Raw genomic sequence first — 24716 nt, 5'->3', positions numbered from 1 at the left:
GAGAAATGCAGGTCTATTCGCAAGGGACGGCATGAAAGGAGGTGAGGAAAAATCCCGTGCCGGTTGCCCCCCGGTGACACTTGGGCTACACTGATCCGGTGGAACGGAATCTTCCCTACCTCTACCCGTTAAGCTTGCTTCTGGCTCTTGCCAATATGGCCGAATTTTTCCGGTCCGGTGAGATTCAGGCTGAAAGTACCCTTGTTTACTTTTTAAAAACCCTCCTGATCCTCTCGATCACGATTTTTCTTTATCGCCTGCTGCTGGCCTTTTTTTTCAGAATCCACAGAGGTCTGCCCATGGCCTCGGTTCTCCTGTATGGGTACGTTAAACTACTTTTTGCAGACCGGGGACAAGGAATTTCCTTTCCGGAATTAGACCTTTCAATGGTCATGTGGGGCTGTGGAGGGATTCTCGTCTTTCTTCTGGTTTTGAAAGCCCTGGGGCAGGGATCATATGAAGAGAAGGAATATGTTCCGGAGACCAGCCGCCATCTGGTCACCCTACTGATCAGCCTGGGCATCACCGTTCTCTTTTCACCGCTGCCTTCCTCGATCCGGTGGGTCGGGATCATCCTCTGTACGGGAACCTCTCTCTTACTTATGGGGTTTGGAGGAAAGATCCACACACTTTCCTCGACCGGCCGCAGGATGCGATATCTCACGTTCATTCTGATCTTACTTGGGATCTGGTTCGATGTGCCTCACTGGCCTCCGCGCCTGCAGACCAATCACCGCAGTGTTCTGCTCATTACGGTGGATGGGATTTCTCCCGAAATGCTTCAACTCGAAAGCGTCGGCAACATGAAAGCCCTTCAGTATCCCAACGCGTTCACGCAGTCGCCTGATCTTTTGAAATCCCTTTCTTCCATTTTGATGGTGAGGGAAGATCGTTCTCTGAGTCAAGAAATTGACGATAAGTTTGATAAACAGGCAGTTGTCCCCATGCTGTACCAGAGTGAATTTCAGGATGTGCTGAAAGGTTTTCATGCCGTGCATCGGCCCGGTTTTTCGATGGACTCATTCCGCTCTCTACTCTCCTTCCGGCCTCTCGTGATACTAGTTTCACCTTTATTGAGAACATCCTGGTCCCGGATCGTCGATAGAGAGACTCCGGATGCCACAGCCGATAAAGCCATTCGGGTTCTGAATTCTGTCAAAGAACCCTTTTTTATCTGGGTCGCCTTCTCCGAGCCCCCTTCCACGTTGTTTTCCTGCCCACCCGATGAAGAGTTTATCCCGGCTGATCGAAAGAAATATTTAATTGACCGTACCCGGGATCATGCCGGTAAGGTGGGGCATGCGATTCGAAAACTTCTTTCCACGCTTCAGAGTGGCGAGTTTTTCCCCCAAACCCAGGTTATGGCCATCGGTCTGAGGGGAATCCAGCGTTTTGAGCATCAGCGATTCGGCATTTTTCCCTCTCTCTACCCGGAAATGCTTCACGTTCCCATGATTCTCTTTACGACACACGATCCGGAAAGCCTGGGAGGGGATGAGGATATCCTTGTCTGTCGCGCCCTGCCCACGCTCATGACCTGGCTGCGGGTGGACATCAGGGAATCTTCTGGATTGTCCTCTTCTCTTCTCATTAAGGAAGCTCAGGAATTCTGGACGGCTTCGGCCCGACGCCAGGATACCGTCATCCAGTCAATCTATACGCCTTCTTTTATCGGGATTCGTAATTTGAAGGGAAAAACCTTTGAACTTTATGACCGCAACCGTGATCCGTCCTGCCAGACGGATATCCACCTTCTATATCCAGACAAGGTTACAGAACTGGAAAATCTAATGGAGACCGCTCCATGAAGTTAATCGTCATGGTCCCCGCATTTAATGAAGAGGGCATACTTGCAGAGACGCTCCGAAGCTTGCCTGCCAGTGTGGATGGGTTTGACGAGCTTGATGTGATCGTAATCGATGACGGATCCACAGATGCTACGGCGGAAATTGCCAGGGGAGAAGGTGTGAAGGTCATCTCCATGGGATTTCATGCCGGACTGGCAAGAACATTTGCGCGCGGTCTGGATGAAGCCCTGCAGCGGGGTGCGGACTGCATCGTGAATTTTGACGCCGACGGACAGTACCGGGCAGAGGATATCCCCGCTCTCACCGTGCCAATTCTTTCCGGAACAGCGGACATGGTTCTGGGAGACAGGGGTGTGGCGGCCAATCCTCATTTTTCCCCGGTCAAACGTCTCTTTCAGCGGATTGGAAGTATGGTCGTCCGTCTGGCCTCCGGAATCCGGATGAACGATGCGGCAACGGGTTTCCGGGCCTATTCCCGGAAAGCCGCCATGAAACTCATGGTTTTCTCATCCTATACGTACACCCTGGAGACAATCATTCAGGCGGGGATCCATGGGATCCGCACAACCAGCGTCCCCATCGAAACCCGTCCGCCTGTTCGGCCCTCCCGACTTTACACCTCCATGGCTTCCTATATTGTGAAAGCCGGAATGACCGTGGTTCGAATCTTCACTCTCTATCGACCTCTTCGCGTCTTTGTTCTGGCTGCATCCATTTTCGTGGCGGCAGGGTTGATGCTTTTTGCCAGATTTCTCTACCTTTTTGTCCTCGGGTTCGGCCAGGGACATATCCAGAGCCTGATCCTTGGAGCGGTTCTGGTTATTGTAGGCATCCAGATTGGTCTGATAGGAATTCTTGCGGATCTGATTACCATCAATCGGCGCCTTCTGGAAGATATCCGGGGTAGGTTAATTGAACAGGCTTCTCAATCCGGCAAAGGAAAAGAGGTCAAGACCTGAGATCAGGCACCCCATGACCATGCTTCCGGCTGGATCCTGGCCTGAAAAATAAACCTTGCCTCACCGGATAGTTCCATGGATTCAAGGTTTCCCTTTCTCCATTCAAATGAAAAGTTAAGGGGGATGAGGCACTGGGGAAGAATCTGAACCGGTGAGCAGAGTCGGGACCCGCTTAGAAGCAGAGCCAGGACGGCAGCCCACGAACCTGAACTGCAGGAAAGCATCTCATCTTCAATGCCCCGTTCATAGGTTCGTATGCGAACGAGATTTTCGTCCACAATGTGGACCATGCTGACATTGGCTCCTTCAGGTTCCAGAAGGGGATGGTAACGAAGCATTCGGGCAAGGGGAACAAAATCGATGCTCGACAGGTCTTCTCCTGCAAGCAGGATAAGGTGGGGCACGCCGACGTCCACGAGAAATCCGGGCCAGGGTTTTCCGTCCAGGTCCAGATCAAGGTGGGTTATTTTCCTGGCGGAGGGAGGCAGCTGTACCCGGACTCCGCCCTGAATAATTTCCGCACGGAATGTCCCGGCTTCAGTTTCGATTTTCATCTTTCTGGGCGCCAGAACATTCCGAAAGGCGTACATTGCCGCACAGCGTGTCCCATTGAGGCAGAGATTCGCCCTCGACCCATCACTGTTGAAGTACGTGACTTTAATATGAGCAAGCTTGCTGCGGTCAAGTGTGAGGAATCCGTCGGCACCGATGGATAACCGTCGGGAGCAGATGCGCCGGATGAAGCTCTCCGGAGGATCAGGGAGAGAATACTTTTGAGTATCCAGAAGAATGAAGTCATTTCCTGCCGCGGACATCTTTGTGATTTCGATGTCACTCATTAGCTGATATCCCCGTGACCTTTGGGCTTTCGTTTCCAACTGCATCCACTGCGGAAACGGCAATATTACAGGAGGACGGATCCAGTTCGACGAATCGATCCTGAGTCTCTCTGACAAGAGTCCATGGTTCTTCCTGCCCGCATCGAGAATATATTTTGTATCCCGCCGCAGTTTTTTGGGGACTCCAGGAGACCCGCATTCTTCCCCTGAGGGGAGAAACCACCAGATCTTCAACCGGCGGAGGAGGGAAGCGATCGATATAGGTAATTGCTACTTCTGAAGGAGAACTCCATACTCCGTCGATATCACCCATGCAATGAATCCCGTAACGACAGGTTTCTCCATTCTGAACCTGTTGATCGAAAAATTCGGTTGTGTCCCGGATTACACCGAGAAACGACCGTGTCGGCTCCAGTTTTTCGATTCCCATTACGCTGCATTCAGAGGGGTCCCAGAACAGGTGAACACCATCGGGTGAGCTTTCAGCAGAAACGGTAGATGGAGGATCCGGTGGAATCGCGGTCAGGATGCCCTTGATTTCTGAGGGAGCCGACCGCTTTCCCAGATCGTCTCGAATCACCACGCTGATAAAGACTCCCCCGATTGCGCTCTCTGCCAGCCAGGACGACAGGTCGATTTTTATGATCAACAGGTTCTCGACATGGAAAGACTGACAGGATTCATAGGGGAGAGAAAGTACCAGATTCCCGCTCGTCACTACGGCTGATATGGGCGGGGCTGCGGGGAGCCTGGGGTCTTTCAGAGGGAGTCGCAGGGCATAACACTCGACGCTCTCGAACGATTCTAACGGAGCGCCACTTACCCGCCGGGAGGGGAAGGGTATGGTCAGCCTGATTGCCGGCCCGACCTGAAGTGCATCCAAAGAGACCGAAGCGGGAAGATCGTAGAGCTTCGGTCGGGGAGGTCCCTCTTTCCCGCAGGAAAGAAAGACGCTACAACATATAGCGAGAAAGGTCGCTGTCCTGAACAATGTCTTTAAGGTGATCATGCACGTAATTCTCATCAATGGTGACTGAAACTCCCTGCATATCCGGAGCATGGAAAGAAACTTCCTCTAACAGCCTCTCCAGAATCGTGTGGAGCCTTCTTGCGCCAATATTTTCAGTTTTATCGTTTACCTGCTCCGAAAGTGCCGCAATGGCCGAAATGGCACAATCTGAGAAAGACAGTTGGACCCCTTCCGTCTCCAGAAGGGCCTTATACTGTTTGATCAGGGCATGCTTTGGCTCGGTAAGGATTCGAATGAAATCTTCCTTGGAAAGGCTCTTCAGCTCGACACGAATTGGAAATCGCCCCTGAAGCTCAGGGATGAGATCCGAAGGACGGGCAACATGAAAGGCCCCCGCTGCCACAAAGAGAATGTGATCAGTCCGTACCATTCCGTACCGTGTTCGAACGACGGTTCCCTCAACAATGGGAAGAAGATCCCGTTGGACGCCTTCACGGGAAACATCCGGGCCCTGCCCCATGGAGCGGCCGGCGATTTTATCAATTTCATCCACAAAAACAATACCGGACTGTTCGGCAAGAGAAATCGCGGACTGAGCCACGCTTCCCATATCAACCAGAGCATTTTCCTTCTGCTCCAGGAGCAGGTTCCGTGCTTCCGCCACTCGAAGGGTCTTTCGACGCTTTTTTCCTCCAAAGAGTCCTGAAAACATATCCTGTACCTGGAGATCCATATCCTGAATCCCCTGGGGAGTAAAGATCTCCATCTTTGGAAACTGTTTCTCCTCAACTTCGACTTCGATGTCCCGATCGTCAAAATCCCCATTCCACAGCATTCGGCTGAAAGACTCTTCATCCATGCCAGGTACCAGTCGGGGAAGCATCTGTCGGACTACTTCGGTCTTTGCTCGCTCCCGGACATTTCGAATTTCCCGTTCCTTGATGATCTTGATGGCCTCATCCACCAGATCCCGTACGATCGATTCAACATCCCTTCCTACGTATCCGACTTCGGTAAACTTGGATGCCTCCACCTTGATAAAGGGTGCGTCGGAAATCCTTGCGAGACGTCGTGCAATCTCCGTCTTCCCAACGCCCGTGGGGCCGATCATAATGATGTTTTTTGGCAGGATTTCTTCTGCACTCTCTTCGGGAAGCTGCTGACGCCTCCAGCGATTCCGCAGGGCGATGGCCACGGCACGCTTTGCGTCCCGCTGACCGATAATATACTGATCGAGGATCGATACAATTTCTTTTGGAGTCAGGTGTTCAGGCTCCATTGGAAATAACCTCGATAGAAAGATGGCTGTTTGTGTAAATACAGATGGAGGATGCGATCGTCATGGCTTCCCGGGCAATGCTTTCGGCATCCAGAGAACTGTGGGAAATCAGGGCTTTGGCTGCTGCCAGGGCATAGGGACCTCCACTGCCGATGGCCAGGATGCCGTCATCGGGCTGGATTACATCCCCCGAACCTGAGACGACAAACGACTTCTGAGAATCGGTCACGATCATCATGGCCTGGAGCTGTCGGAGGACCTTATCGGTTCGCCAATCCTTCGCAAGCTCAACCACGGCGCGTTCAAAATTGCCATGGTATTCCTGAAGCTTGATGTCAAACCGGGAGAGGAGAGCAAGGGCATCCGCCGCACTCCCGGCAAAGCCGGCAAGGACCTTCCCATTCCACAGACGTCTGATTTTTGTTGCCTGGTGCTTTACGATGGTTTGTCCAATCGTTACCTGGCCGTCACTGGCCATGACGGTCGTACCGTTATGGCGTAGACAGAGAATCGTGGTGCTGCGGGCAGATTTCATAGATACTCCTCAGGAGAGGCTTGTTTTCAGAAATTGTTCCAACTCTTCAGTAACTTCAGTAACACCCTCCGGGTCTTCTCCTTCCACCATGATGCGTACTTTCGGTTCGGTACCCGAATAACGAACCAGGATTCTGCCGCCGGGAGCCAGGTGACCGATCAGACGGGCATGGAGCTCGAGGTATCCCGGGATCGTTTCCAGTTCCCGTTTTACGGAGCAGGTGAAGGATTTCAAAGTCTGTGGAAAAATTGGGATCGGAGCCAGCTGGGAAAGGGTTTTTCCCTCCTGGGCCAGGGCATGGAGAACTTGAAGTCCGTTCAGAAGGCCGTCTCCAGAAGTGGACCAGTGCCGGTTAATGATATGCCCCGATTGTTCGCCTCCCAGGTAAATGTTTTCTTCCATCATGGCCTTCCATACATAGCGGTCTCCGACGGGGCAGGAGGCTACAGAGATTCCATGGTCGTCGAGGGCGCGGATCAGACCACCATTGCTCATGACTGTCGCCACGATACGGTTTCCGGGCAGTTGTCCGGATCGGTAAAGATCGAGGGCGATGGCATAGAGAAGATGGTCCCCGGTCAAAATGTTTCCCATTTCATCGATCAGAATCAGACGGTCCCCATCCCCGTCCAGGCAGATCCCTGCGGCCGCGCCGGTTTCCAGGACCATTTTCCGGCAAAGCTCCGGGTGTTGACTTCCCACACCATGATTAATGTTGGTCCCGTTAGGAGTATGGCCGATATGGATTAAGTCAAGGGGAAGGTGGGAAAAAACTTCCTTCACGGCGCGGGTTGCAGCCCCGTGGGCACTGTCAACGACGATCGTTAAGGGACGAGTGGCGGGGAAGGGTGTGACGGATTGGAGCAGGCGTTCGATGTAATGTTTCTGGAATTTCTCTTCCGGGTCCAGATCCACTGTTCGGGTGGAACCCGATGAGGTGTCAACACGGATAAAATCTTCAATCACATCTTCTTCGTCATCGGTGAGTTTCGTTCCATCGTCACGAAAGACTTTGATGCCATTATCCATATAGGGATTATGGGATGCTGAAATTACGACACCCCCGTTCAACTCGGGGTGGGATGCGGTCAGAGCGGCGACGGCGGGAGTGGGCAGGACGCCGCCAAAGTGAACCACACAGCCGGTTTCATCAAGGCCCAGAGCCAGCTGTGCCGCGATATCCGGCCCGCTTTCCCTTGTATCCATACCAATCAAAATATTGGATCCCTGTCCAAAAAATCTGCCAATACTTCGGCCCAGGACAAATACCGTGCGTGGATCGAGAGGATAAAGTCCCGCTCGAGCGCGAATACCATCGGTACCAAAAAGGCGTTCCATGTGTCCTATCTTCTCTTCTTTCTTGAGGGAATTTCAACCGTTCGGATAATGACAGACACCTGGAGAGGCTGAATGATACGAACCAGAGAGTGGGGTGGTGTCAGCAATACGTCGGTTCGATAGGTCTCCTCTGCCGTCGAAGGTTCAATGGCCATCGTGGCTACCGAGTTCAGGGAGTTGACGATACTCTCCGGTCCGACCACCAGGGCGTTTTCTGGAATCACCGATACGTCCCAGCGTGTGTTTTTCGGGGGAGCCACGGATATTTGAGCCGTGATCGGAATCAGCTTCTGAAGCCGACTTTCCAGATGGACCACAACATTCACAGGCTGGATGGAAATAATTTCCAGATCGTCAGGTATTCCCAGTCTGGACTGGAGCACGGGGATCGTTTGTGTGCCCGGTCTCTCATTCTTTAAATCGATCGTGAAGCTTTTTGACGCCTTGGTGAATGTGTCCATGGAGTTCTTAACTCCACGCACCCGGACCTGTATCGTGTCAGGAAGGTCCCCCATGATGACGAGAGAAGAAGGCACATTGATGATCCGAATCGGAATAATGAAATTTTCTTCACCAATGTCCCTGGCTTCATGGGGTACCGTGACATACCAGAGGGAGAATGCGATCACCAGAGCAAAGAGTTTCAGCCAGATGTTCTTCAGAATTCTCATGACGGGGAAGATCCGTTCAGGTAGCGGGTGACCAGATCTCGAAGGCTTCGGCCATCCAGGTGCCTCTGAAGGTGACCATTTACTGCAAAACTGATGGCTCCGGTCTCTTCTGATACCACGATCGCAAGAGCATCGGTCTCCTCCGTGATTCCGATAGCGGCTCGATGGCGCGATCCGAATTCCTGGGTCAGGGAAGGATTCTGTGTAAGTGGAAGAAAGCAGGAAGCCGCAATGGCGGTATGGTCTCGAATGATCAGGGCTCCGTCGTGGAGAGGGGTGTTAGGGGTAAAGATGTTGACCAGAAGATCATAACTGACATGGGCGTGCAGAAGAACGCCCGTTTCAGTGTATTGCTTCAGGGAATGGCGACATTCGATGACGATCAGTGCTCCAATCGATTTGGATGCAAGGGTAAGGCTCGCTTTTACAATGGACGTAATGGTCTGAGCAAGCTCCTGGCGGGCCCCCCGTCTTGCTGAAAAGGGGTTTCGTGCAAACGAAGCCAGTGCCTTTCGAAGTTCGCTTTGAAAGAGAACAATGACCGCAAAGGGAAAGTAAAAGAGAACACCTTCCAGAAATGTGCGGAAAGCTCGAAGTCCCAGAAGGTTGGCAAGGTAGTAGGCTGCCAGGAGGACCAGAATGCCCGTTACCATCTGCATGGCCCGGGTTCCTTTGATTAAGAGAAACAGATTATATACGAGTACGGCAAGGATCAGAATGTCCAGGACATCCATAACGGAGAGACGCTGGACGATGATCAGGAACTCATGCATGGTTCAGTAGCTCCAGCGTGCGTACCATCTCCCTGTGGGGCCTCACATCGTGAACCCGGATCAGACTGGCTCCTCCCAGAATTGCACAGGTGTGGGCGGTCACCGAGGGAAAGAGCCGTTCCTGAGGTTCTCCTGGAACGACGGCTTTCAAAAAGGATTTCCTGGACGCTCCGATACAGATCGGGAAGCCGAGTCCCAGTAAAAAATCAATGTGGCTGATGAGAAGCGTATTGTGTTCAACGGTTTTGCCGAACCCGATCCCCGGGTCGATATAGATTCGGTCTGCGGGAATGCCGGCATGCAGGACACGGGTCGCTCCTGCGCTGAGAAACTCAGCCACGTCTGAGAAGAGGTGATCATAATAGGGTGCCATCTGCATGGTTTTCGAAGAACCCTGCCGATGCATGATGACGACGCCTGTCGAACCCCTGGCGGCCACCTCAATCATTTCGTCCTTTACGAATCCGGAAATATCGTTGATCCACCGCGCTCCTGCTTCAACGGATCGACGCGCTACCCCCGGCTTGGTTGTGTCAATGGAGATCTCGATATTGCCGAGACCCACCAGGGCTTCGATTACGGGCTGTGTCCGCCGGAGTTCTTCTTCTTCGTCGACGGGATCCGCTCCCGGTCTTGAGCTCTCTCCTCCGATGTCGATGATATCCGCCCCTTCGTCGATTAGACGTTTCCCATGCTCGATTGCCAGGTCAGGAGACAGAAAGCGACCGCCATCGGAAAATGAATCAGGTGTCACATTCAGAATGCCCATGATCCGGGCATGGGGGGATCTGGGGCGTCGGGAATAGTTCTCTACGATCTCCTTTAAGGATTCCGGACCGTTTTCCTCGCATTGGAGAGCATCAGCAAAAGCCTGGAGGCTCCCATGAGCAAAAAAGCCCCTAAAATCAGAAGTAATTCTGCATGACTGATTCCAGGTCGGGCCGGGACGTTTCGACCCGAGAAAAAAGAGGTAATCGTCCTGGTTCCGGAGTATGTAAGATTGAGCCATTAATTCAATGGATCAGCAGGGGAGCGTCTGAGATCGAGTCCCGTGATTTCGTGAATAATCGCATAGACATGTTCTCCCTCGAGCACTTCTTTTTCGAGGAGGGTTGTTGAAATGGCTTCGAGGACCTGGCGATGGGTACGAATTAGATCCGTAGCTATCTGGTAGGCGTTGTGGATGATTTTGTAAACTTCCTCATCGATTTTTTTTGCGGTGTCTTCCGAATAATTCTGGTGCCGGATCAGTTCTTTCCCGAGGAAAATATTTTCATCCCCCTGTCCGAAGGTGATCGGACCAAGATCACTCATCCCCCACGCGCATACCATTTTCCGAGCCAGCTCCGTGGCCCGTTCCAGATCGTTCCCGGCCCCCGTGGATAGCTGCTCGAGCATTTCCTCTTCTGCGATTCTCCCTCCGAGCATCATGGTGATCTGATCTTGGAGGTAGGATTTTGTGTAATTGTAGCGATCATCCATGGGGAGCTGCATCGTTACACCCAGGGCCCTTCCCCGGGGAATAATCGTCACCTTGTGGAGAGGATCGGTCTCGGAGAGCATTGCGGCCACCAGCGCGTGCCCGGCTTCGTGGACGGCGGTCGACTTCTTTTCCTTGTCTGAAATGATCAGGCTTTTCCGTTCCGCTCCCATGAGGACCTTATCTTTTGCGTATTCAAAATCTTCCATTGCTACGCAGGATTTATTATTTCGGGCCGCAATCAGGGCAGCTTCATTTACGAGGTTGGCCAGATCGGCGCCACTGAAACCCGGTGTGGTCCGCGCGACAACTTCAAGGTCGACATTTTCACAAAGCGGTACCTTGCGGACATGGACCTTCAGGATTCCATGCCTTCCCTTCAGATCGGGCCGGTCGACAACGATTCTACGGTCAAACCGTCCCGGTCGAAGGAGAGCCGGGTCAAGAACATCGGGACGGTTTGTGGCCGCCATGATGATCACGCCTTCATTGGTCTCAAAGCCGTCCATTTCAACCAGGAGCTGGTTCAGCGTCTGCTCCCGTTCGTCATGTCCCCCCCCCAGTCCCGCTCCCCGATGTCGTCCCACGGCATCGATTTCGTCGACGAAGATGATGGAGGGTGCGTTTCGTTTTCCAAGTTCGAAGAGGTCTCTAACCCGGGAAGCACCGACACCCACGAACATTTCAACAAATTCACTGCCGCTGAATGAGATAAAGGGAACGCCTGCCTCCCCGGCAATAGCTTTTCCCAGAAGTGTCTTCCCCGTTCCGGGAGGTCCCATCAGAATTACGCCTTTGGGAATCTTTCCTCCCAGCCGTTGGAACTTCTTGGGATCTTTAAGGAATTCGATGATTTCCTGCAGTTCTTCCTTGGCCTCTTCCACTCCCGCTACATCGGCAAAGGTAACTTTCAGCTGATTTGGAGTCAAAACCCGGGCCCGACTCTTTCCAAATGAAAGAGCCTTGTTGCCTCCGGATTGCATCTGACGCATAAAAACAACCCATAGCGCTACCAGGAAAAGAATGGGACCCCAGGAAAAAAGGAAGGTGAGCCATGTAGATTCCTTGGCCTGAATGATCTCGATTTCTACATGATTTTTCCGAAGGGCTGCAACCAGATCGTCATACACGGGCGGGACATAGGTAATGAAGTCGGGTGCATCCTTGGGACGCGTACTGGACAGGTACCTGCCTGTGATTTCCTGCTCCTTGATTTGTACGCTTTTGATCTTCCCCGCATCCACTTCATTCATGAAGGCGGAAAAGTGAATTTCTTCCGGGCGGCTTCCTGCCTGCTCAAACACCCGGAAGATCAAAATCGCGACGATGGCGACAAGGATCCAGACGATAAGACTGCGAAGGTTTCCTCTCACGATCTAAAATTCCACCATTCCGATGTAGGGAAGGTTGCCATATTGGCCCTTATATTCCATTCCATACCCGACGAAGATGTTTTCATCCGCACGAAACAGTGCGTAATCAACAGAAATGTCTGCCTTGCGATCTGTCGGCTTGTCGATGAGGCATGCGAGCTTGATTGATTTCGGACCCATGGTACGCAATTGATTTATTAAGTAATTTTCCACAACCCCGGTGGTCACGACATCTTTCAAAAGAATGACGCTCTTTCCGCAAACATCCAGCTCGCCCGAGAAGAAGACGATATCCTGTTCCATTTTCTCTCGAAGGAAATCGAAACGACAGGGCTGGTTGAGATTCCGCATGAGGTCAGCCTGAAAGACAAATGCTCCTTTCAGGATTCCGATAAATAGGATTTCTTCTTCAGGGTGGTCGGACCGGATGTGCTGAGCAAGGTCTTCAATCCTGTCTCGAATTTCATCTTCAGAAAACCGCTTGGTGATTGTTACCATGGGTTCCACCTCAGTCCTAAGATTGTGTCCTGCCGATCGGTTCTGCTGCACCAGATCCCGGGGATCCAGACCACAAGACCTCCTGCAAGGAGGAGAGGAAGATTTTCTCGCCGGGCGCGGGAAATCTTCAATTCAGACAGGAGGGATTTAAGAGGTTTACTCCCTCTGTCAGTCTTTGCAAGTTCTCCTCCCCGCCGGGTGACCAGTGTCAGGGGCCCCGAGTCCGCCGGCAGGTTGATTGTCCAGGGTTCTGAATCAAGGCGCCTGTCCGGCTCCGAAATTACAGAAACTCTCAAAGCTGGAACAGCCGTCTCCCCTTGGACCTTTATCGTGACAGGGTCCTCGAGACAGGGCCGCTGGACAGTCAACCTAATGGTAGCATATTCCCCTTCAAGGATGCAGGCTTCCGGCTCAAGCCGCCTGAACAGTCGGCCATCTCCCAGAAATTGGGTTTCCAGATGAAGCAATCGTTGAAGAGATAGGAAGGAAGGCTGGATGGCTGCTTCGGATATGAGTCCCAGCAGCACGCGAAGCCTCATAGCCCCGGGAAGCTCTTTCCAGGCTGCGCGGGGAATGGAAAACGACTGCCCTTCCCTCGAAAGATGGTTATCCAGCCAGTTGCGTGCGGATCTAGTAAGAAACTCTTCATCCCTTGAGAGGAGATTCTGCAAATCAATTATTTTCTGTGAAATGGGAGGGCTGTATTCTTTTGCAAGAGACGGAATCAGATCGTGCCGGATCCGATTTCTGTAATATCTTCGGTCCTGGTTGGTCGGATCCTCCATGAAGGGAATTTTCTTTTCAGAGAGATAATCCAGAATCTGAGAACGGCGGCAATGGAGCAGAGGGCGAATAAACCCCTGAGAGTTTTTAGCCTGCATGCCGCATAGACCGCGAAGGGAGGTACCCCGGAAGAGACGAAGAAAAAATGTTTCTACCTGATCATCAGCGTGGTGTCCCAGGGCGATAAAATCCGCCTGTACTCTATCCCGATAGGCAAGGAGAAGGGAGATCCGCTGATCTCTGGCCCACGCTTCCCAGGAGTGACCCGGCGGGCATGTCTCGGTCAACACGAGAGTATGGTGAGGTATGCAGATTTGACCCGCAAGGTTTTGGACAAAGAGGGCTTCCTCCCGGGTTCGAGGCCGATGGCCGTGGTCAATGGAAACTGCGGTCAGATCGAAAGAGAGCTCCTGCTGCAGCGACTGTAGAAGAAAGAGTAGGGCGATGGAATCAGGCCCTCCTGAGACCGCGGCAATAACTTTGCAGTGTGGGGGAATCAGTCGATGCTGCTGGATGAATGTTCGTACCGTGCTGATCAAGTTGAAAAGTGGCGGTGAAGGGACTTGAACCCCTAACACTGCGGATATGAGCCGCATGCTCTAACCACTTGAGCTACACCGCCGCGGGTCATGAGTGTACGTCAAGTGAAAGGGGAATGTCAATTCCCGTTCGCTCAGGATCAGGTGCGATAGAGACACCATTGCAATAGGTGCAAGGAGAGGTTAGAATATGCCCGTGGAAAAATTAGGGAACTATGTGGTTTTCAGGGAAGCAGACGCTTCGCCCTGGGGAAAGTTATTCCGGGCATTTCGGGTTGAGGGTGATCAAAAGACACGTGTCTTTCTCCGACTTTTCCCCTTTGCCTTACCGGAGGGATTAAAGTTTACCCGGCACCTCGCCGTGAACGATCTCCTTTTGATCGAAAAGGTGGATGGCAAGAACGTCTATGTCGAAGAATACATGTCCGCCGCCACCATCCAGGTCATCATCAAGCGCTGTGTTGCGGAAATGTTTCCTTTACCTCAGGAACACTCCCTTCATATCCTTGAGCGTGTAATGGCCGGGTTCGAGGAACATAAATACGCTCTTCCACACCCGCATCTGGCCTACCTGAGTTATGAAGGGGAGATCAAGGGAGCGGCCGTTCCCATGGGTAAAATCCTTACGCAGGTTCAGCCGGAATCTCTTTATCCATACCTCTCCCCCCAGTTGCTGGAGTCCAAAGACTGGAATCCTACTGATCAGGTCTATGCTTCAGGTGCTTTTTTCTTTGAAATGTTGACGGGGAAATCCCTTCCTTCGTCCTCCGTGGAGGAAGACCGGATTCGGGCAATCACAACCATTCAGGGTATGGATGGACAGCCAATTCCCAGAGATCTGCAGATGATTTTACTGAAAGCTCTTGCCCATAACCCGGGTGAGCGATACCCAAATTTACGGGATATGCGGGAAGAGTTAGGGAAACTCATTTACGACGGCACCTATGCACCCACAACCTTTAACGTTGCCTACTTTATGCACACCCTCTTCCGCGAAGATATTAATAATGAGGAGAAAATCTGCCGGGAAGAAGATAAGGCTGATATCAAGGCTCTTTTTGCCCCGCCAAAACCGGTGGAGCCGGAGCCCCGGGAAGCCCCGGCACCTCCGAAAGTGGAATTTGTTGAAGTTCCCGCCAAACGTTCTCCATTACCTTTTGTCCTGGTTGCCGTACTGGCCGTGATTTTGATAACTGTGGGCATTGTTTTTAAACCCTGGGCCTCTAAATCGGAACCCGAACCGGAACCCGCCGCGGCGACCGCCCCTGCCGAACCGTCTCCAGAGCTGCAGGCAAAGCTGGATGAAGCCGAACGGCAGATCGCCCAGCAGGAAGAGGAGCTGGATAAGCTGAGACAGACACAGCAGGCCGAAAAAAATCCGGAAATTGAGAAGAAGCTGAAAGAAAAGGAAGCCGAAACTCAAAAAACCCGCGAAGCTCTCAACAAAATGAAAGAGACCGTAACGGGGGAGGCCCCTCCATCTTCCCAGGAACCTGTAAAGGCAAAGGCGGAACCTAAACCTGCATCCCAGGATTCTGCATCCTCACGCCCCTCCTCGCCACCACCTCAGGAGCCGTCCGTCACCACTCTGAAGGGACAGCCGGGAACGGAGAGTCCGCAGGAAGAAACCACACCTGCGGTGGAAGAAAATCCGGCACCGGTAAAAGAGCCTGAACCTGCAGTTCCTTCCGTGACCAAAGGTCAGCTGGTCGATATCAAAGACGTGGACCAGGCTCCCATTCCTCTCACAACCGTGCGAGCGGAATATCCGCCCCTTGCAGTCAAGAGGCGGGTTCAGGGAAACGTAATCCTCAAAGTCCTGGTGAACGAGGAAGGACAAGCTGTCGATTTCAACGCGATTCGTTATCCGGGCGGAAAGCTTGGGCTGGATAAGGCAGCCATCGAGGCAGTGAAGCAATGGACCTTTTCGCCCGCGTTGAAGGAGGGAATCCCGGTAAAAACGTGGACGGTGGTAACGATTCCCTTCACACTCTGACACCTTATGGTCGTTCAATGTGTTGAACTAAGTTTCAAAATATTCAACCAGAAAAAAGACTCGGCTTTGTAAATTGGAGATAAAAGTCCTGATTTATCAGGGTTTCTCTGCTGTGTTTTCATATTTTGATGTTGTGGTATAATTCTTGCATCTTATTCGGGTGAGGTTCACCTTTCCCGAAAGGTGTGAACAAAATCACAAGGAGGGTCGTATGCGAACGTGGTTCATAGTTGGCTTGATTCTGCTTCTGACGGCAGGACTCGCCTGGGCCGTCGTGGAGCACGGATCTCTGTCGGGCACGGTTATGGATTCCGACGGTAATCCTCTTCCCGGCGTGACCGTAACCGCCGATTCACCCAATCAAATTGGAGGCGCAAAAGTCGCTGTCACCGATGAGAACGGGGAATTCCGTTTCCCGAAACTCATGGTGGGAACCTACTCTGTTTCCTTCAATCTTGAAGGATTTCAGCTCCTGACCAACGAACAGGTCCCCGTTAATCTCGATCGGAATACCAAACTCAGCGTTACGATGCAGCTGGCGTCCGAGTTTGAAACCGAGATCGTTGTTTCCGGACAGGCTCCGGTTGTAGACTCCACCCAGACCAACACGGGTGATGTTTACACTCAGGACTTTCTCCAGGAAGCGACTATCGGTTCGGGTGGCCGATCCTTCCAGAACGTCATGGGCATGTCCGCCGGCGTTCAGGGAGGTGGGAATCCTTCGGTACTGGGATCCACGGAAGGTGAAAACTCCTACCTGATCGACGGAATGGATTCTACAGATCCCGTAACATCCACCTTCGGCACGAATTTCAACTTTGATGCCATTCAGGAAATCTCTTTCCAGACCGGCGGTTTCGAGGCCGAATATGGAAGAGCCCTTGGCGGTGTCGTGAACGTCGTGACCAAGTCAGGTGGAAACACCTTCTCCGGTACGTTTGATATCCGTTATCAGGATGAATCCTTTACCGAAGACGGCGAAAACCCCGTCTGGGATCCCTACGATCCCAGTCAGGACACCTACAAGTTTTACAACCCCAACGCCACAATCGGAGGGCCGCTGCTGCGCGACCGCGTGTGGTTCTTCGTGGCCGTGGGTCATGAAATGGTCAAGCAGACTCCGTGGCAGGCCTACTCCGATTATGAATGGGATGCGTGGTCCAACCTTGGCAAAATCACCTGGCAGGTTAACCCCAACAATACGATAATCGGAAAGTATTCCTTTGACTGGGCCTATATTTCTAACTGGGATGCCGGCCCCTATACGGCCCCCGAAGCGGGTATGAGACAGGACCAGATGACCCGTGTCGCCCAGATCGATTACTCCTCCATTCTCTCGGAGAACACACTCTTCAGCCTGAAGCTCGGATCGGCCTATCAGGACCTGGATGTGTACCCGACAAATGAAGACTACGACAGTCCGCAGTATATCGACCTTCTCACCGGACTGGCTTACAACGGTGGTTATCTGGTTCAGCTTTCCGAGCGAGATCGTGTGGAAGGAATGACTTCTCTGACGTATTACAAAGACAACTTCCTTGGCGATCACACTCTCAAGGCCGGTCTGGAATACCACGATCTCAAGTTTGACTCCGTCAACCGGTACAACGGTGCTCCGTATACCTTTTCGTACGAGGGTCAGCAATACACAGCCTATCCTCTTTATTACACCGACCACTGGGACGATTGCTACCGTACTGACGTGAATGGTGATGGTGTGAAAGAAGAAGTTTGCCCGGACAACGAATATGCCGAATACTGGCAGTCCGGTCTCGGCCCCGACGGCAAGTGGCACGATGCCGATCCCGACGAGGTGGAACGTGCCTTCTGGAGCGGTGACTTCGGTGTTTTCGACGGTGAACTCTGGACGGGATACCTTCAGGACGAATGGCGTATCCGTCCCAACCTGACCTTCAAACCCGGCGTCCGCTTTGATCAGGCGACCTACTGGGATGACCTCGGCAATGAAGTCATCACGTTTGACATGGTTCAGCCGCGACTTGGCCTTGCCTGGGATATTTTCAACGATTCAAAGACCGTCTTTCGGGCTTACTGGGGTCGTTTCATGCACCCCGGAGCGCTTACGCTTCCCGACTTTGTCAAGCAGCACGTATCCGTCAGTGGGACTGAAACCTACGCCGGTCAGGCTGCATATCAGGCGGGTCTGCTTGATGAGAACGGTCAGGGCGACTGGCAGGCTTACTGTGAAATCTTTGGCTACGAATGTGACGAAAACGGTTACTTCGTGACGGATTTCTTCGGTGGTGAACCCAACCAGGTTCTCAAAGACCTTAAGCCCACCTACGCGGATGAATTCTCCATCGGTTTTGAAAGAGAAATTATGCCCCGTACGGGAATCGAAGTCACCTACGTCAACAAGCGTACCAAGGACATCATCGAGGATACCTGCGCCGGTTATGATGAAAACGGCAACTTTATCGATCCCGGTGATCCCTCCACCTGGCCGCTCGATGAAAATGGCGATCCTTATTGGGGTCTTGAGTACTGCGGATCCTACATGCTCCGCAACCCTGCGGCCGCCAAGCGTTATTACTACGGTTACCTGCTGAAATTGGAATCCCGCTACAAGGACTGGTTCCACATCATTGTCAACTACACCTATTCCAAATCCAGAGGTTCCATCGAGTACACGCAGTATGGCGGTACAGATCTCGACATCCCGCTGCACTACACGAATATTTACGGCTACATGAGCGACGACCGTCGTCACCGTGTGAAAATCAACGGATACTTCTACCTGCCCCTCGAGACCTCTCTGGGATTCAACTTCTTCTGGGGTTCCGGTCTCTCGCAGAACTTTACCTCTTCGTACCGTTACTATCCGGTTCTTGACTATGGTTCGTACTTCATTGAGCCGAGAGGAAGTCGCCGAAATCAATCCCTCTACTCACTCGATGTTGAAGCAAGGAAAGATTTCAAGATCGGTGACCGGATTGACGCTCGCGTCATCCTTTCGGTCAACAATGTGATCAACAACCAGGGTCCCACCGACCGTTGTTATTCCTACCAGGGTGTGGCCATCGGTGAAGGATTTACCCCCGAGGAAGTGACGGATGCGGCTGAGGGTTCCTGCGGTTACTGGGGCACTCTCGATCGTCCAGCCAGCTGGGGATTCACGGATTCCTGGTATAACCCCCGCAGCTATGAAGTGGGCTTCCGTCTTGAATTCTGAGGAGGTATCGATGAAAAAACTCTTCCTGCTACTGTTTGCACTGGCTCTGATTACACCGCTTTACGCGCAGAACAACGACATCTTCGTGTTTGGTGGCATGTATGATCAGAGTCGGTATGACGAAGTCGGTATCTCATCCCATCTGTACGATTATGAAGGATTCATGACCGCGCAGGACATGGGATACCTTGAGAGCAAAACGGATGCAAAAACTGGCTATGGCCTGATTTACACCCGTATGCTCGATGAGCGCCTCGGTATTGAAATTGGTTATGAAACCTTTTCCAACGATCTGGACATTCTTTCCTCCTTTTCCGGCTCCTTCACCACTCCGGATGGTGGATCGGGATCCTTTGCCGACAGTGCGCTTTATAAGGGTGAAATCCGAAATTACGTAACCGAGTTGAATGCCCGGTACTATTTTACAAACCTGGAAAAAAAGTTCCGTTTCTATGCCCTCACCGGTGTGGGATTGAACTCCATTCATCTCGATGCAGAAGCCACGGGCTGGATTCCCCAGAATGATGTCGTTTTTGGAACCCAGACCTTCTTCCCGGTTCGTTTGAAAGCAGACGATTTCAATGCCTTCACCTTTAACCTGGGTGCCGGCGGTGATATCAAGCTTTCGGACAAGTTCGCCATTACCTTTGACCTGAGGTATTTTTACGCTCTGAACAATGAAGCTGTGATCTATCACGTCATGCCTGGACGGTATACCGACGTGACCGGTGAACAGGTTCTTGAACTTGGATGCGACAGCGATGGCGTGTGTGACAACTACAATACTGCTGCCATGTGGGATTCCTGGTTTGATTACACCATCGATACCAAAGCCACCTTCTATCGTGGCGTTGTCGGCATCAAATTCATGTTCTGAGTTGATTTACTGAAACAAATCAGGGGCCCCACATGGGGCCCCTTTTTTTTAAGCAGTGCTTGGAATGATGCTACTTCTCCGATGATAAGGATTTCCTTTCCTTTAGGAGGGCGAGCAAATCCGACGGGACATAGAGGGTGCCATCCAGGTAGAGCCCGGGTGTGAATCGAACTCCGAGGGTAAGGGCCAGCTGCAGCTGGTTCAGGACGGAACGGATGTTATCGGTTTTAAGATAGCAGTCCAGAAGATGGGGTCGAAGCTCACGCTGATCGGCGAACCCGAAGACGGCATAATCGATTGTATCCAGATCTAGCGTGTCCCTCTGGGCATACATGTCTGTCAAGAAATCAAAGTAGAAGGATGGGTCTGCAGAGAAAAAGCACATGGCTCCGCAGGCTCCACGAAACGCCCAGGGGTGGATGGAAACCAGGGGAAACTGGACAAAGGATGCCGTGATTTCCGGATGAGTTTTCAGGGCTTCGAGAAGGTCCTTCTCCACCCGTGCACACATTGGACACTCAAGATCAAGAAATACGGCCAGCTTATGAGGCGCACTCGGATCTCCAATTGAGGGAAGAGTACCCCAGGGAAATTCACGAACCCGGGTCTCACGTGGGTCTTCTGTATCTCCATAGGCCTTGCCCAGAATGACGTGAAAGTCTTTAAAACGGTACATTTCATGGTGTACCGCTCCGAATCCAGTTTCGACTTTCATATCGTAAACCCGGTATCCTTTACCATTTTTCACGAAGGTCAGTGTTGCCTTTCCACCCAGGAATTCACCGATAAATGCCTCCACCGCCCTGGGGTTATCGGCCTCTTCCTTGAGACGTTTCAGGTTGAAATATTCTCCGACAAAGAGAGTCTTTTCTCCTGGAAGGTAGACAACAGGCATGCCAAAGTTGTGTTTCTTGTCATGGGGGCAGTCCCGTGAGACATAATAGTAGGTAAAATCGGTATCTTCGGTATTTACCTTGACTTCGATAGCCCCGCCGTCACAGGGTGCCTGGTATTTTTCGGCAAAGTTCCGGATCAATACGGTGTCCCCGGCAGCGGCAAAGACTGAGAGGGCAAAGAGATGAAGAACGAAAACTTGAATCAGACGCATCGAAACCTCCTCAAACAATGTCACGGTAGAAAATTAACGTGAATCAACGGCGTTGACCATAACCCAATCTACGGTCTTTGTAAAGCCCCCGTTGGGTGTTGCCTACCTAAAATGGATCGTGTATACTTGTCCATCTGGCGCATTCGTCTAGTGGACCAGGACGCTGGCCTCTCACGTCGGTAACAGGGGTTCGAATCCCCTATGCGCCGCTCCCCGCACCCGAGTTTGCAGAACGACTTGTCCTCTTCCCCGCGTTGGGAGGTTTTATTATGCGGGGATTCGTGCCTGTGGGTGGATGGCTGGAGTATGCCGAGCATCAAATCCCCTATGCGCCGTTCTGAACTCCCTCATTGCAATTTGGATTCCCACTCTCCCTACATTTGGGTGTTGTCTGATTGCGGGGCTTCGCACCTGAGGGTGGGTTACGAGGGTATGCCGAGTGTCGAATCCCCTATGCGCCGCATTGTACTTCCCCTTTATAATATTAATTTCCTCTTCCCAAACGATTAAAAACTAGATGATTGAGGGGATTCGCGCCTGAGGGTAAGTTGCGAGGGTATGCCGAGCGTCGAATCCCCTATGCGCCGTTCCCCACACCCGAGGCTTTAGAATGATTTGTCCTCCTCCCCACATCGAGAGGTTTCTTTTTGCGGGGATTCGTGCCTGTGGGTGGATGGCTGGAGTATGCCGAGTGTCGAATCCCCTATGCGCCGTTCTGAACTCCCTCATTGCAATTTGGATTCCCACTCTCCCTACATTTGGGTGTTGTCTGATTGCGGGGCTTCGCACCTGAGGGTGGGTTACGAGGGTATGCCGAGTACTAACCCGAACTTCTCACACTCACTGCGGCTGCGGCCGCGAATATACCCGTATCTGCTGCGTCAAACTCATTCAAAAATCCTCAACGTAGGCTCCGTCTACGTCTCCGGTTTTTTCAATCGTTTTCCTTGCACCTCCAGATATCTTCACTGTCTCGCTGCGCACCGAGTATGAGAATTCGGGTTTCATCCCCTATGCGCCGTTTCCCGCACCCGAGTCTGCAGAACGACTTGTCCTCCTCCCCACGTCGGGAGGTTTCTTTTTGCGGGTCTTCGCGCCTGGGGGTGGGTTATTGGGGTATGCCGAGCAGTAACACAAATATCTCACACTCACTACGGCTGCGGCCGCGAATATACCTGCATCTGCTGCGTCAAACTCATTCAAAAATCCTCGACGTAGGGTTGATTCCCCCCTCCCCAGAAGGCTATGGCTCTCCCTCCGCGTAGGGAGCTTAGGGCAGACTCATTAAGTATGCCGTCCGGTACAAGTCAATGGACTGATTGACGGCTGCTAGCGTGTTTTCATCGGTGACCCATTTACCGACGTTGCGCTGAAAGTTGTCAATGTGAACCAAAACCGCTGTCGAATCCGCGCTGGTTTCCTGTAAATCATTCACGCCTTCCCATTCACGGATGAGGTTGTCCTTTTTCGGAGCCTCGGTAAACGCGGTATCCGGTGCCACAGCAAGTTCTGTCTTGACGCTCTGATAGAAATCGGTGACCGTGTTGACCGGTTGGATCGCGATGCGCCAGGGTCGCGTCCATTCCGTCTCATCGAGTACGATGTCCCCCTGGCAGGAGAGATTTACTAAATCGATTATTGTGACCGTTCCAGAATTGGTATTAACGGTATATCCATAGTCGCCTTTGCTCCTGGTATCAATCGCGATCGGGTCGCGCCCAAAGGGGGAAAAGTCCGTCGAGATTGGACACGCTGCCTCGGAGATGTCAATCGTTCCAGCCACGAAGGGTAGCGGATCCTGTGTTGCCTGAATAACGCTGACCGTATCGGATAGGCGGTTGCTGGTGAACGCATAAGGAATGCCGTTGATTTCCTCGACGGCTACATCGCTTGGATGGTCTCCACTAACAAGATCCAGAGATGTGTAGTTGAATGTTGTGGGATTAGTAATCGCATCTTTGAAATTGAAATAGTAGACCTTGTCTTCAGTAGGACTGACCGCGAAAACCCAGGCATTCGAACCGTCCGGGTAGATGGCGAAGTCCAGCCCCTGATTGGCCTGGCCCATCCGTCTTCCATCCTCGCCTATGTTTTGAACACCGAGGAATTTCCTGTAGCTGACCTCATTGGAAGCATAGGTGAGAGGATGACCGTCGCTGTCCACTGTTGCGACAATTTGCGGATTAAGGTCAAGTATGCCAATGGTGATGGGTCTGACGTCATACATCGGTTCCCAAATGTGCCACCATCCGTATGGGCAGGCACAAGGCGGTGTCGAAGGCAGGCAATTGATGACCTGGAGTCCATCGGTGCATCCCACGGCCTGCCAGCCAATGGGATCCGGCGGCTGCGGGCCCACTCCGGAGATAAAGGCGTACTCCCCGGGATAGCCATCTCCTGCTTCATAGATGACGTTTCCCGGATCTCTCCGCAAGATAGAGATGGAGTAGGGGTAAAGCTCGAAAGTTCTGATTCTATGGATTCCAGGCATCCAGCCGATCTGATATTTTGGATCGTCGGGATCCACGTCCACAAGAGTTTTTGTCGCTGTGTCTATTACTGAGATGCTGCCATAGATCGGGTTCCAGATCGGATAGGGAAATCCTGGCTGATCCTGGAGCCCGCCGGTCGTGTGAATGACATACGCGAAGCCCTGGGAATCCACATCGACATCGACCGCCCCCAGACCCGCCCAGGCGAAATCGTCCCGATTCTGAAGCTGGATCGTGGTCTCGTAGGCATAGTTGACGGCATCATAGACCTGGACATCCCCAAGACCGTAATCGACGACATAAAACTCAATGCTGTCCTTGGGCGTCTTGCTCAACGCCATCCCCCACGGGATTGTGCCAGCGGGCATGCTCATCCGCTGATTGCCCGTCAATGATGCATCAAGATCGACAATTTGGTTTTCGGTCGTGTCGATCACGCTTACGTCACGCGTTCCTTGATTCGCGGTGAACGCATAGACGTGGGCTGAGAAGGTGTTGTCTGCGCAAGTTCCCACACCTGAAGCCTTTCGGGCAAATTTAATATAATATTCTCCTTCAGGCAATGGTGGTGTTTCAAGGGAAAAGACCCAAGTATAATCTATTGATGGATCATTCGGATCAGCGATATTTGTTTTTTGAAATACATCTTGTGAAATATAATCAGAATAGTCGTCACAGCTATTTCCATCAATAATCGGAATAAAACGAAATTCCCTAGTACCTTCTAGAATATTTTCGTTGACAGGATAATAAAGAATCATCTCTGTGTCACCAACAGTACTGCCGACAATTTTATCTGCTGCCAATATGGGTTCATTAAGATAGTGATCAGCATTAATAACAGCAAGATATAGCGTTTTTTCAAGAGCGAAAGAAAAATCACCCAAAGTTCCAGTCAATAGTAATGTCACTGGATATAATCCCACAGAGTCCATTGTTGGTGTACCGATAATTTTCCATTGTGGGCTTCCATCCTTGGTAAGTTGGATATATAATCCCTTGGGAAGCTGCCCAGAGGTAATCTCGAATCTATAATTCCCTGCTCCAGATGGCTGCAGATAAGCTTCATACTCTCTATTTATCACGGCATTAGGAAGCACATTAGCAAATTTCATATTCCCAGGGTTACCACCAAGCACTTTAATAATATAATTAGGGTCCACTGAAAAACGATTCTGTTTTTAATTGGAACGGTAGGGAATCTG

General features: G+C 51.9%; 18 protein-coding genes and 2 tRNA genes. 6 read left to right on the top strand and 14 right to left on the bottom strand.

The window, feature by feature from the left end; genetic code table 11:
- The first annotated feature begins 98 nt into the window (after positions 1-98).
- Both PLD04_12500 and PLD04_12495 read left to right on the top strand, forming a co-directional pair.
- Entirely contained in the window at positions 99-1808 is a 1710-nt protein-coding gene (locus PLD04_12500) for a hypothetical protein (GenBank protein HXK69151.1), read from the top strand.
- Positions 1805-2767 carry a glycosyltransferase family 2 protein gene (locus PLD04_12495; protein HXK69150.1) on the top strand — a complete coding sequence of 321 codons (963 nt, stop codon included), beginning with the start codon at positions 1805-1807 and terminating at the stop codon, positions 2765-2767. Before PLD04_12500 ends, PLD04_12495 begins: the two co-directional genes overlap by 4 nt.
- A 2-nt stretch (positions 2768-2769) precedes the next feature.
- Here the strand turns inward: PLD04_12495 and dapF are convergent, their stop codons facing one another.
- From dapF to PLD04_12435, 12 genes are all read right to left on the bottom strand, one after another.
- Positions 2770-3606, bottom strand: coding sequence for a diaminopimelate epimerase (dapF, locus tag PLD04_12490; protein HXK69149.1), 837 nt, complete (start codon positions 3604-3606; stop codon positions 2770-2772).
- Positions 3599-4615 (bottom strand): hypothetical protein, encoded by a 1017-nt coding sequence (locus PLD04_12485; protein ID HXK69148.1) that lies wholly within the window; start codon positions 4613-4615, stop codon positions 3599-3601. The genes dapF and PLD04_12485 overlap by 8 nt, the downstream gene beginning before the upstream one ends.
- Positions 4560-5855, bottom strand: coding sequence for an ATP-dependent protease ATPase subunit HslU (hslU, locus tag PLD04_12480; GenBank protein ID HXK69147.1), 1296 nt, complete (start codon positions 5853-5855; stop codon positions 4560-4562). The genes PLD04_12485 and hslU overlap by 56 nt, the downstream gene beginning before the upstream one ends.
- A complete protein-coding gene (hslV, locus tag PLD04_12475) occupies positions 5845-6390 on the bottom strand; it encodes an ATP-dependent protease subunit HslV (protein HXK69146.1) in 546 nt (181 codons plus the stop codon). The genes hslU and hslV overlap by 11 nt, the downstream gene beginning before the upstream one ends.
- Positions 6391-6399: 9 nt before the next feature.
- Entirely contained in the window at positions 6400-7728 is a 1329-nt protein-coding gene (locus PLD04_12470; GenBank protein HXK69145.1) for a phosphoglucosamine mutase, read from the bottom strand.
- Positions 7729-7733: 5 nt separating this feature from the next.
- Positions 7734-8399 carry a hypothetical protein gene (locus PLD04_12465; GenBank protein HXK69144.1) on the bottom strand — a complete coding sequence of 222 codons (666 nt, stop codon included), beginning with the start codon at positions 8397-8399 and terminating at the stop codon, positions 7734-7736.
- A complete protein-coding gene (gene cdaA, locus PLD04_12460; GenBank protein ID HXK69143.1) occupies positions 8396-9172 on the bottom strand; it encodes a diadenylate cyclase CdaA in 777 nt (258 codons plus the stop codon). The genes PLD04_12465 and cdaA overlap by 4 nt, the downstream gene beginning before the upstream one ends.
- On the bottom strand, positions 9165-10181 hold the full coding sequence (gene folP / locus PLD04_12455; protein HXK69142.1) for a dihydropteroate synthase: 1017 nt from the start codon (positions 10179-10181) through the stop codon (positions 9165-9167). The genes cdaA and folP overlap by 8 nt, the downstream gene beginning before the upstream one ends.
- Complete coding sequence (gene ftsH / locus PLD04_12450) at positions 10181-12025, bottom strand: ATP-dependent zinc metalloprotease FtsH (protein ID HXK69141.1); 1845 nt, start codon at positions 12023-12025, stop codon at positions 10181-10183. The genes folP and ftsH overlap by 1 nt, the downstream gene beginning before the upstream one ends.
- Positions 12026-12028: 3 nt before the next feature.
- Entirely contained in the window at positions 12029-12523 is a 495-nt protein-coding gene (locus tag PLD04_12445; GenBank protein HXK69140.1) for a phosphoribosyltransferase family protein, read from the bottom strand.
- On the bottom strand, positions 12517-13845 hold the full coding sequence (gene tilS / locus PLD04_12440; protein HXK69139.1) for a tRNA lysidine(34) synthetase TilS: 1329 nt from the start codon (positions 13843-13845) through the stop codon (positions 12517-12519). Before tilS ends, PLD04_12445 begins: the two co-directional genes overlap by 7 nt.
- A 9-nt stretch (positions 13846-13854) precedes the next feature.
- Positions 13855-13928: transfer RNA gene (locus PLD04_12435), tRNA-Met, on the bottom strand.
- 113 nt (positions 13929-14041) lie between these two features.
- On the opposite strand from PLD04_12435, the gene PLD04_12430 reads away from it, so the two are divergent.
- From PLD04_12430 to PLD04_12420, 3 genes are all read left to right on the top strand, one after another.
- Positions 14042-15841 carry a TonB family protein gene (locus tag PLD04_12430; protein ID HXK69138.1) on the top strand — a complete coding sequence of 600 codons (1800 nt, stop codon included), beginning with the start codon at positions 14042-14044 and terminating at the stop codon, positions 15839-15841.
- 211 nt (positions 15842-16052) lie between these two features.
- Entirely contained in the window at positions 16053-19034 is a 2982-nt protein-coding gene (locus PLD04_12425; GenBank protein HXK69137.1) for a carboxypeptidase regulatory-like domain-containing protein, read from the top strand.
- 10 nt (positions 19035-19044) lie between these two features.
- The gene (locus tag PLD04_12420; GenBank protein HXK69136.1) at positions 19045-19911 is read left to right on the top strand and encodes an outer membrane beta-barrel protein; all 867 of its coding nucleotides are present in this window, start codon (positions 19045-19047) and stop codon (positions 19909-19911) included.
- Between the two features lie 70 nt (positions 19912-19981).
- Here PLD04_12420 and PLD04_12415 read toward each other — a convergent pair whose 3' ends face one another.
- Entirely contained in the window at positions 19982-21019 is a 1038-nt protein-coding gene (locus PLD04_12415; protein ID HXK69135.1) for a thioredoxin domain-containing protein, read from the bottom strand.
- A 136-nt stretch (positions 21020-21155) separates the two neighbouring features.
- Between PLD04_12415 and PLD04_12410 the strand changes: the two genes are divergently transcribed.
- Positions 21156-21228 (top strand) — tRNA-Glu (locus PLD04_12410).
- 1061 nt (positions 21229-22289) lie between these two features.
- Here the strand turns inward: PLD04_12410 and PLD04_12405 are convergent.
- The gene (locus PLD04_12405; protein ID HXK69134.1) at positions 22290-24626 is read right to left on the bottom strand and encodes a hypothetical protein; all 2337 of its coding nucleotides are present in this window, start codon (positions 24624-24626) and stop codon (positions 22290-22292) included.
- Positions 24627-24716 lie beyond the last annotated feature (90 nt).

It is taken from the genome of Thermoanaerobaculia bacterium (assembly GCA_035593605.1).
GTDB lineage: Bacteria > Acidobacteriota > Thermoanaerobaculia > UBA2201 > DAOSWS01 > DAOSWS01.
The sequence above is the reverse complement of the archived record's forward strand: the minus strand, read 5'-3'. Positions and strand labels throughout refer to the sequence as shown.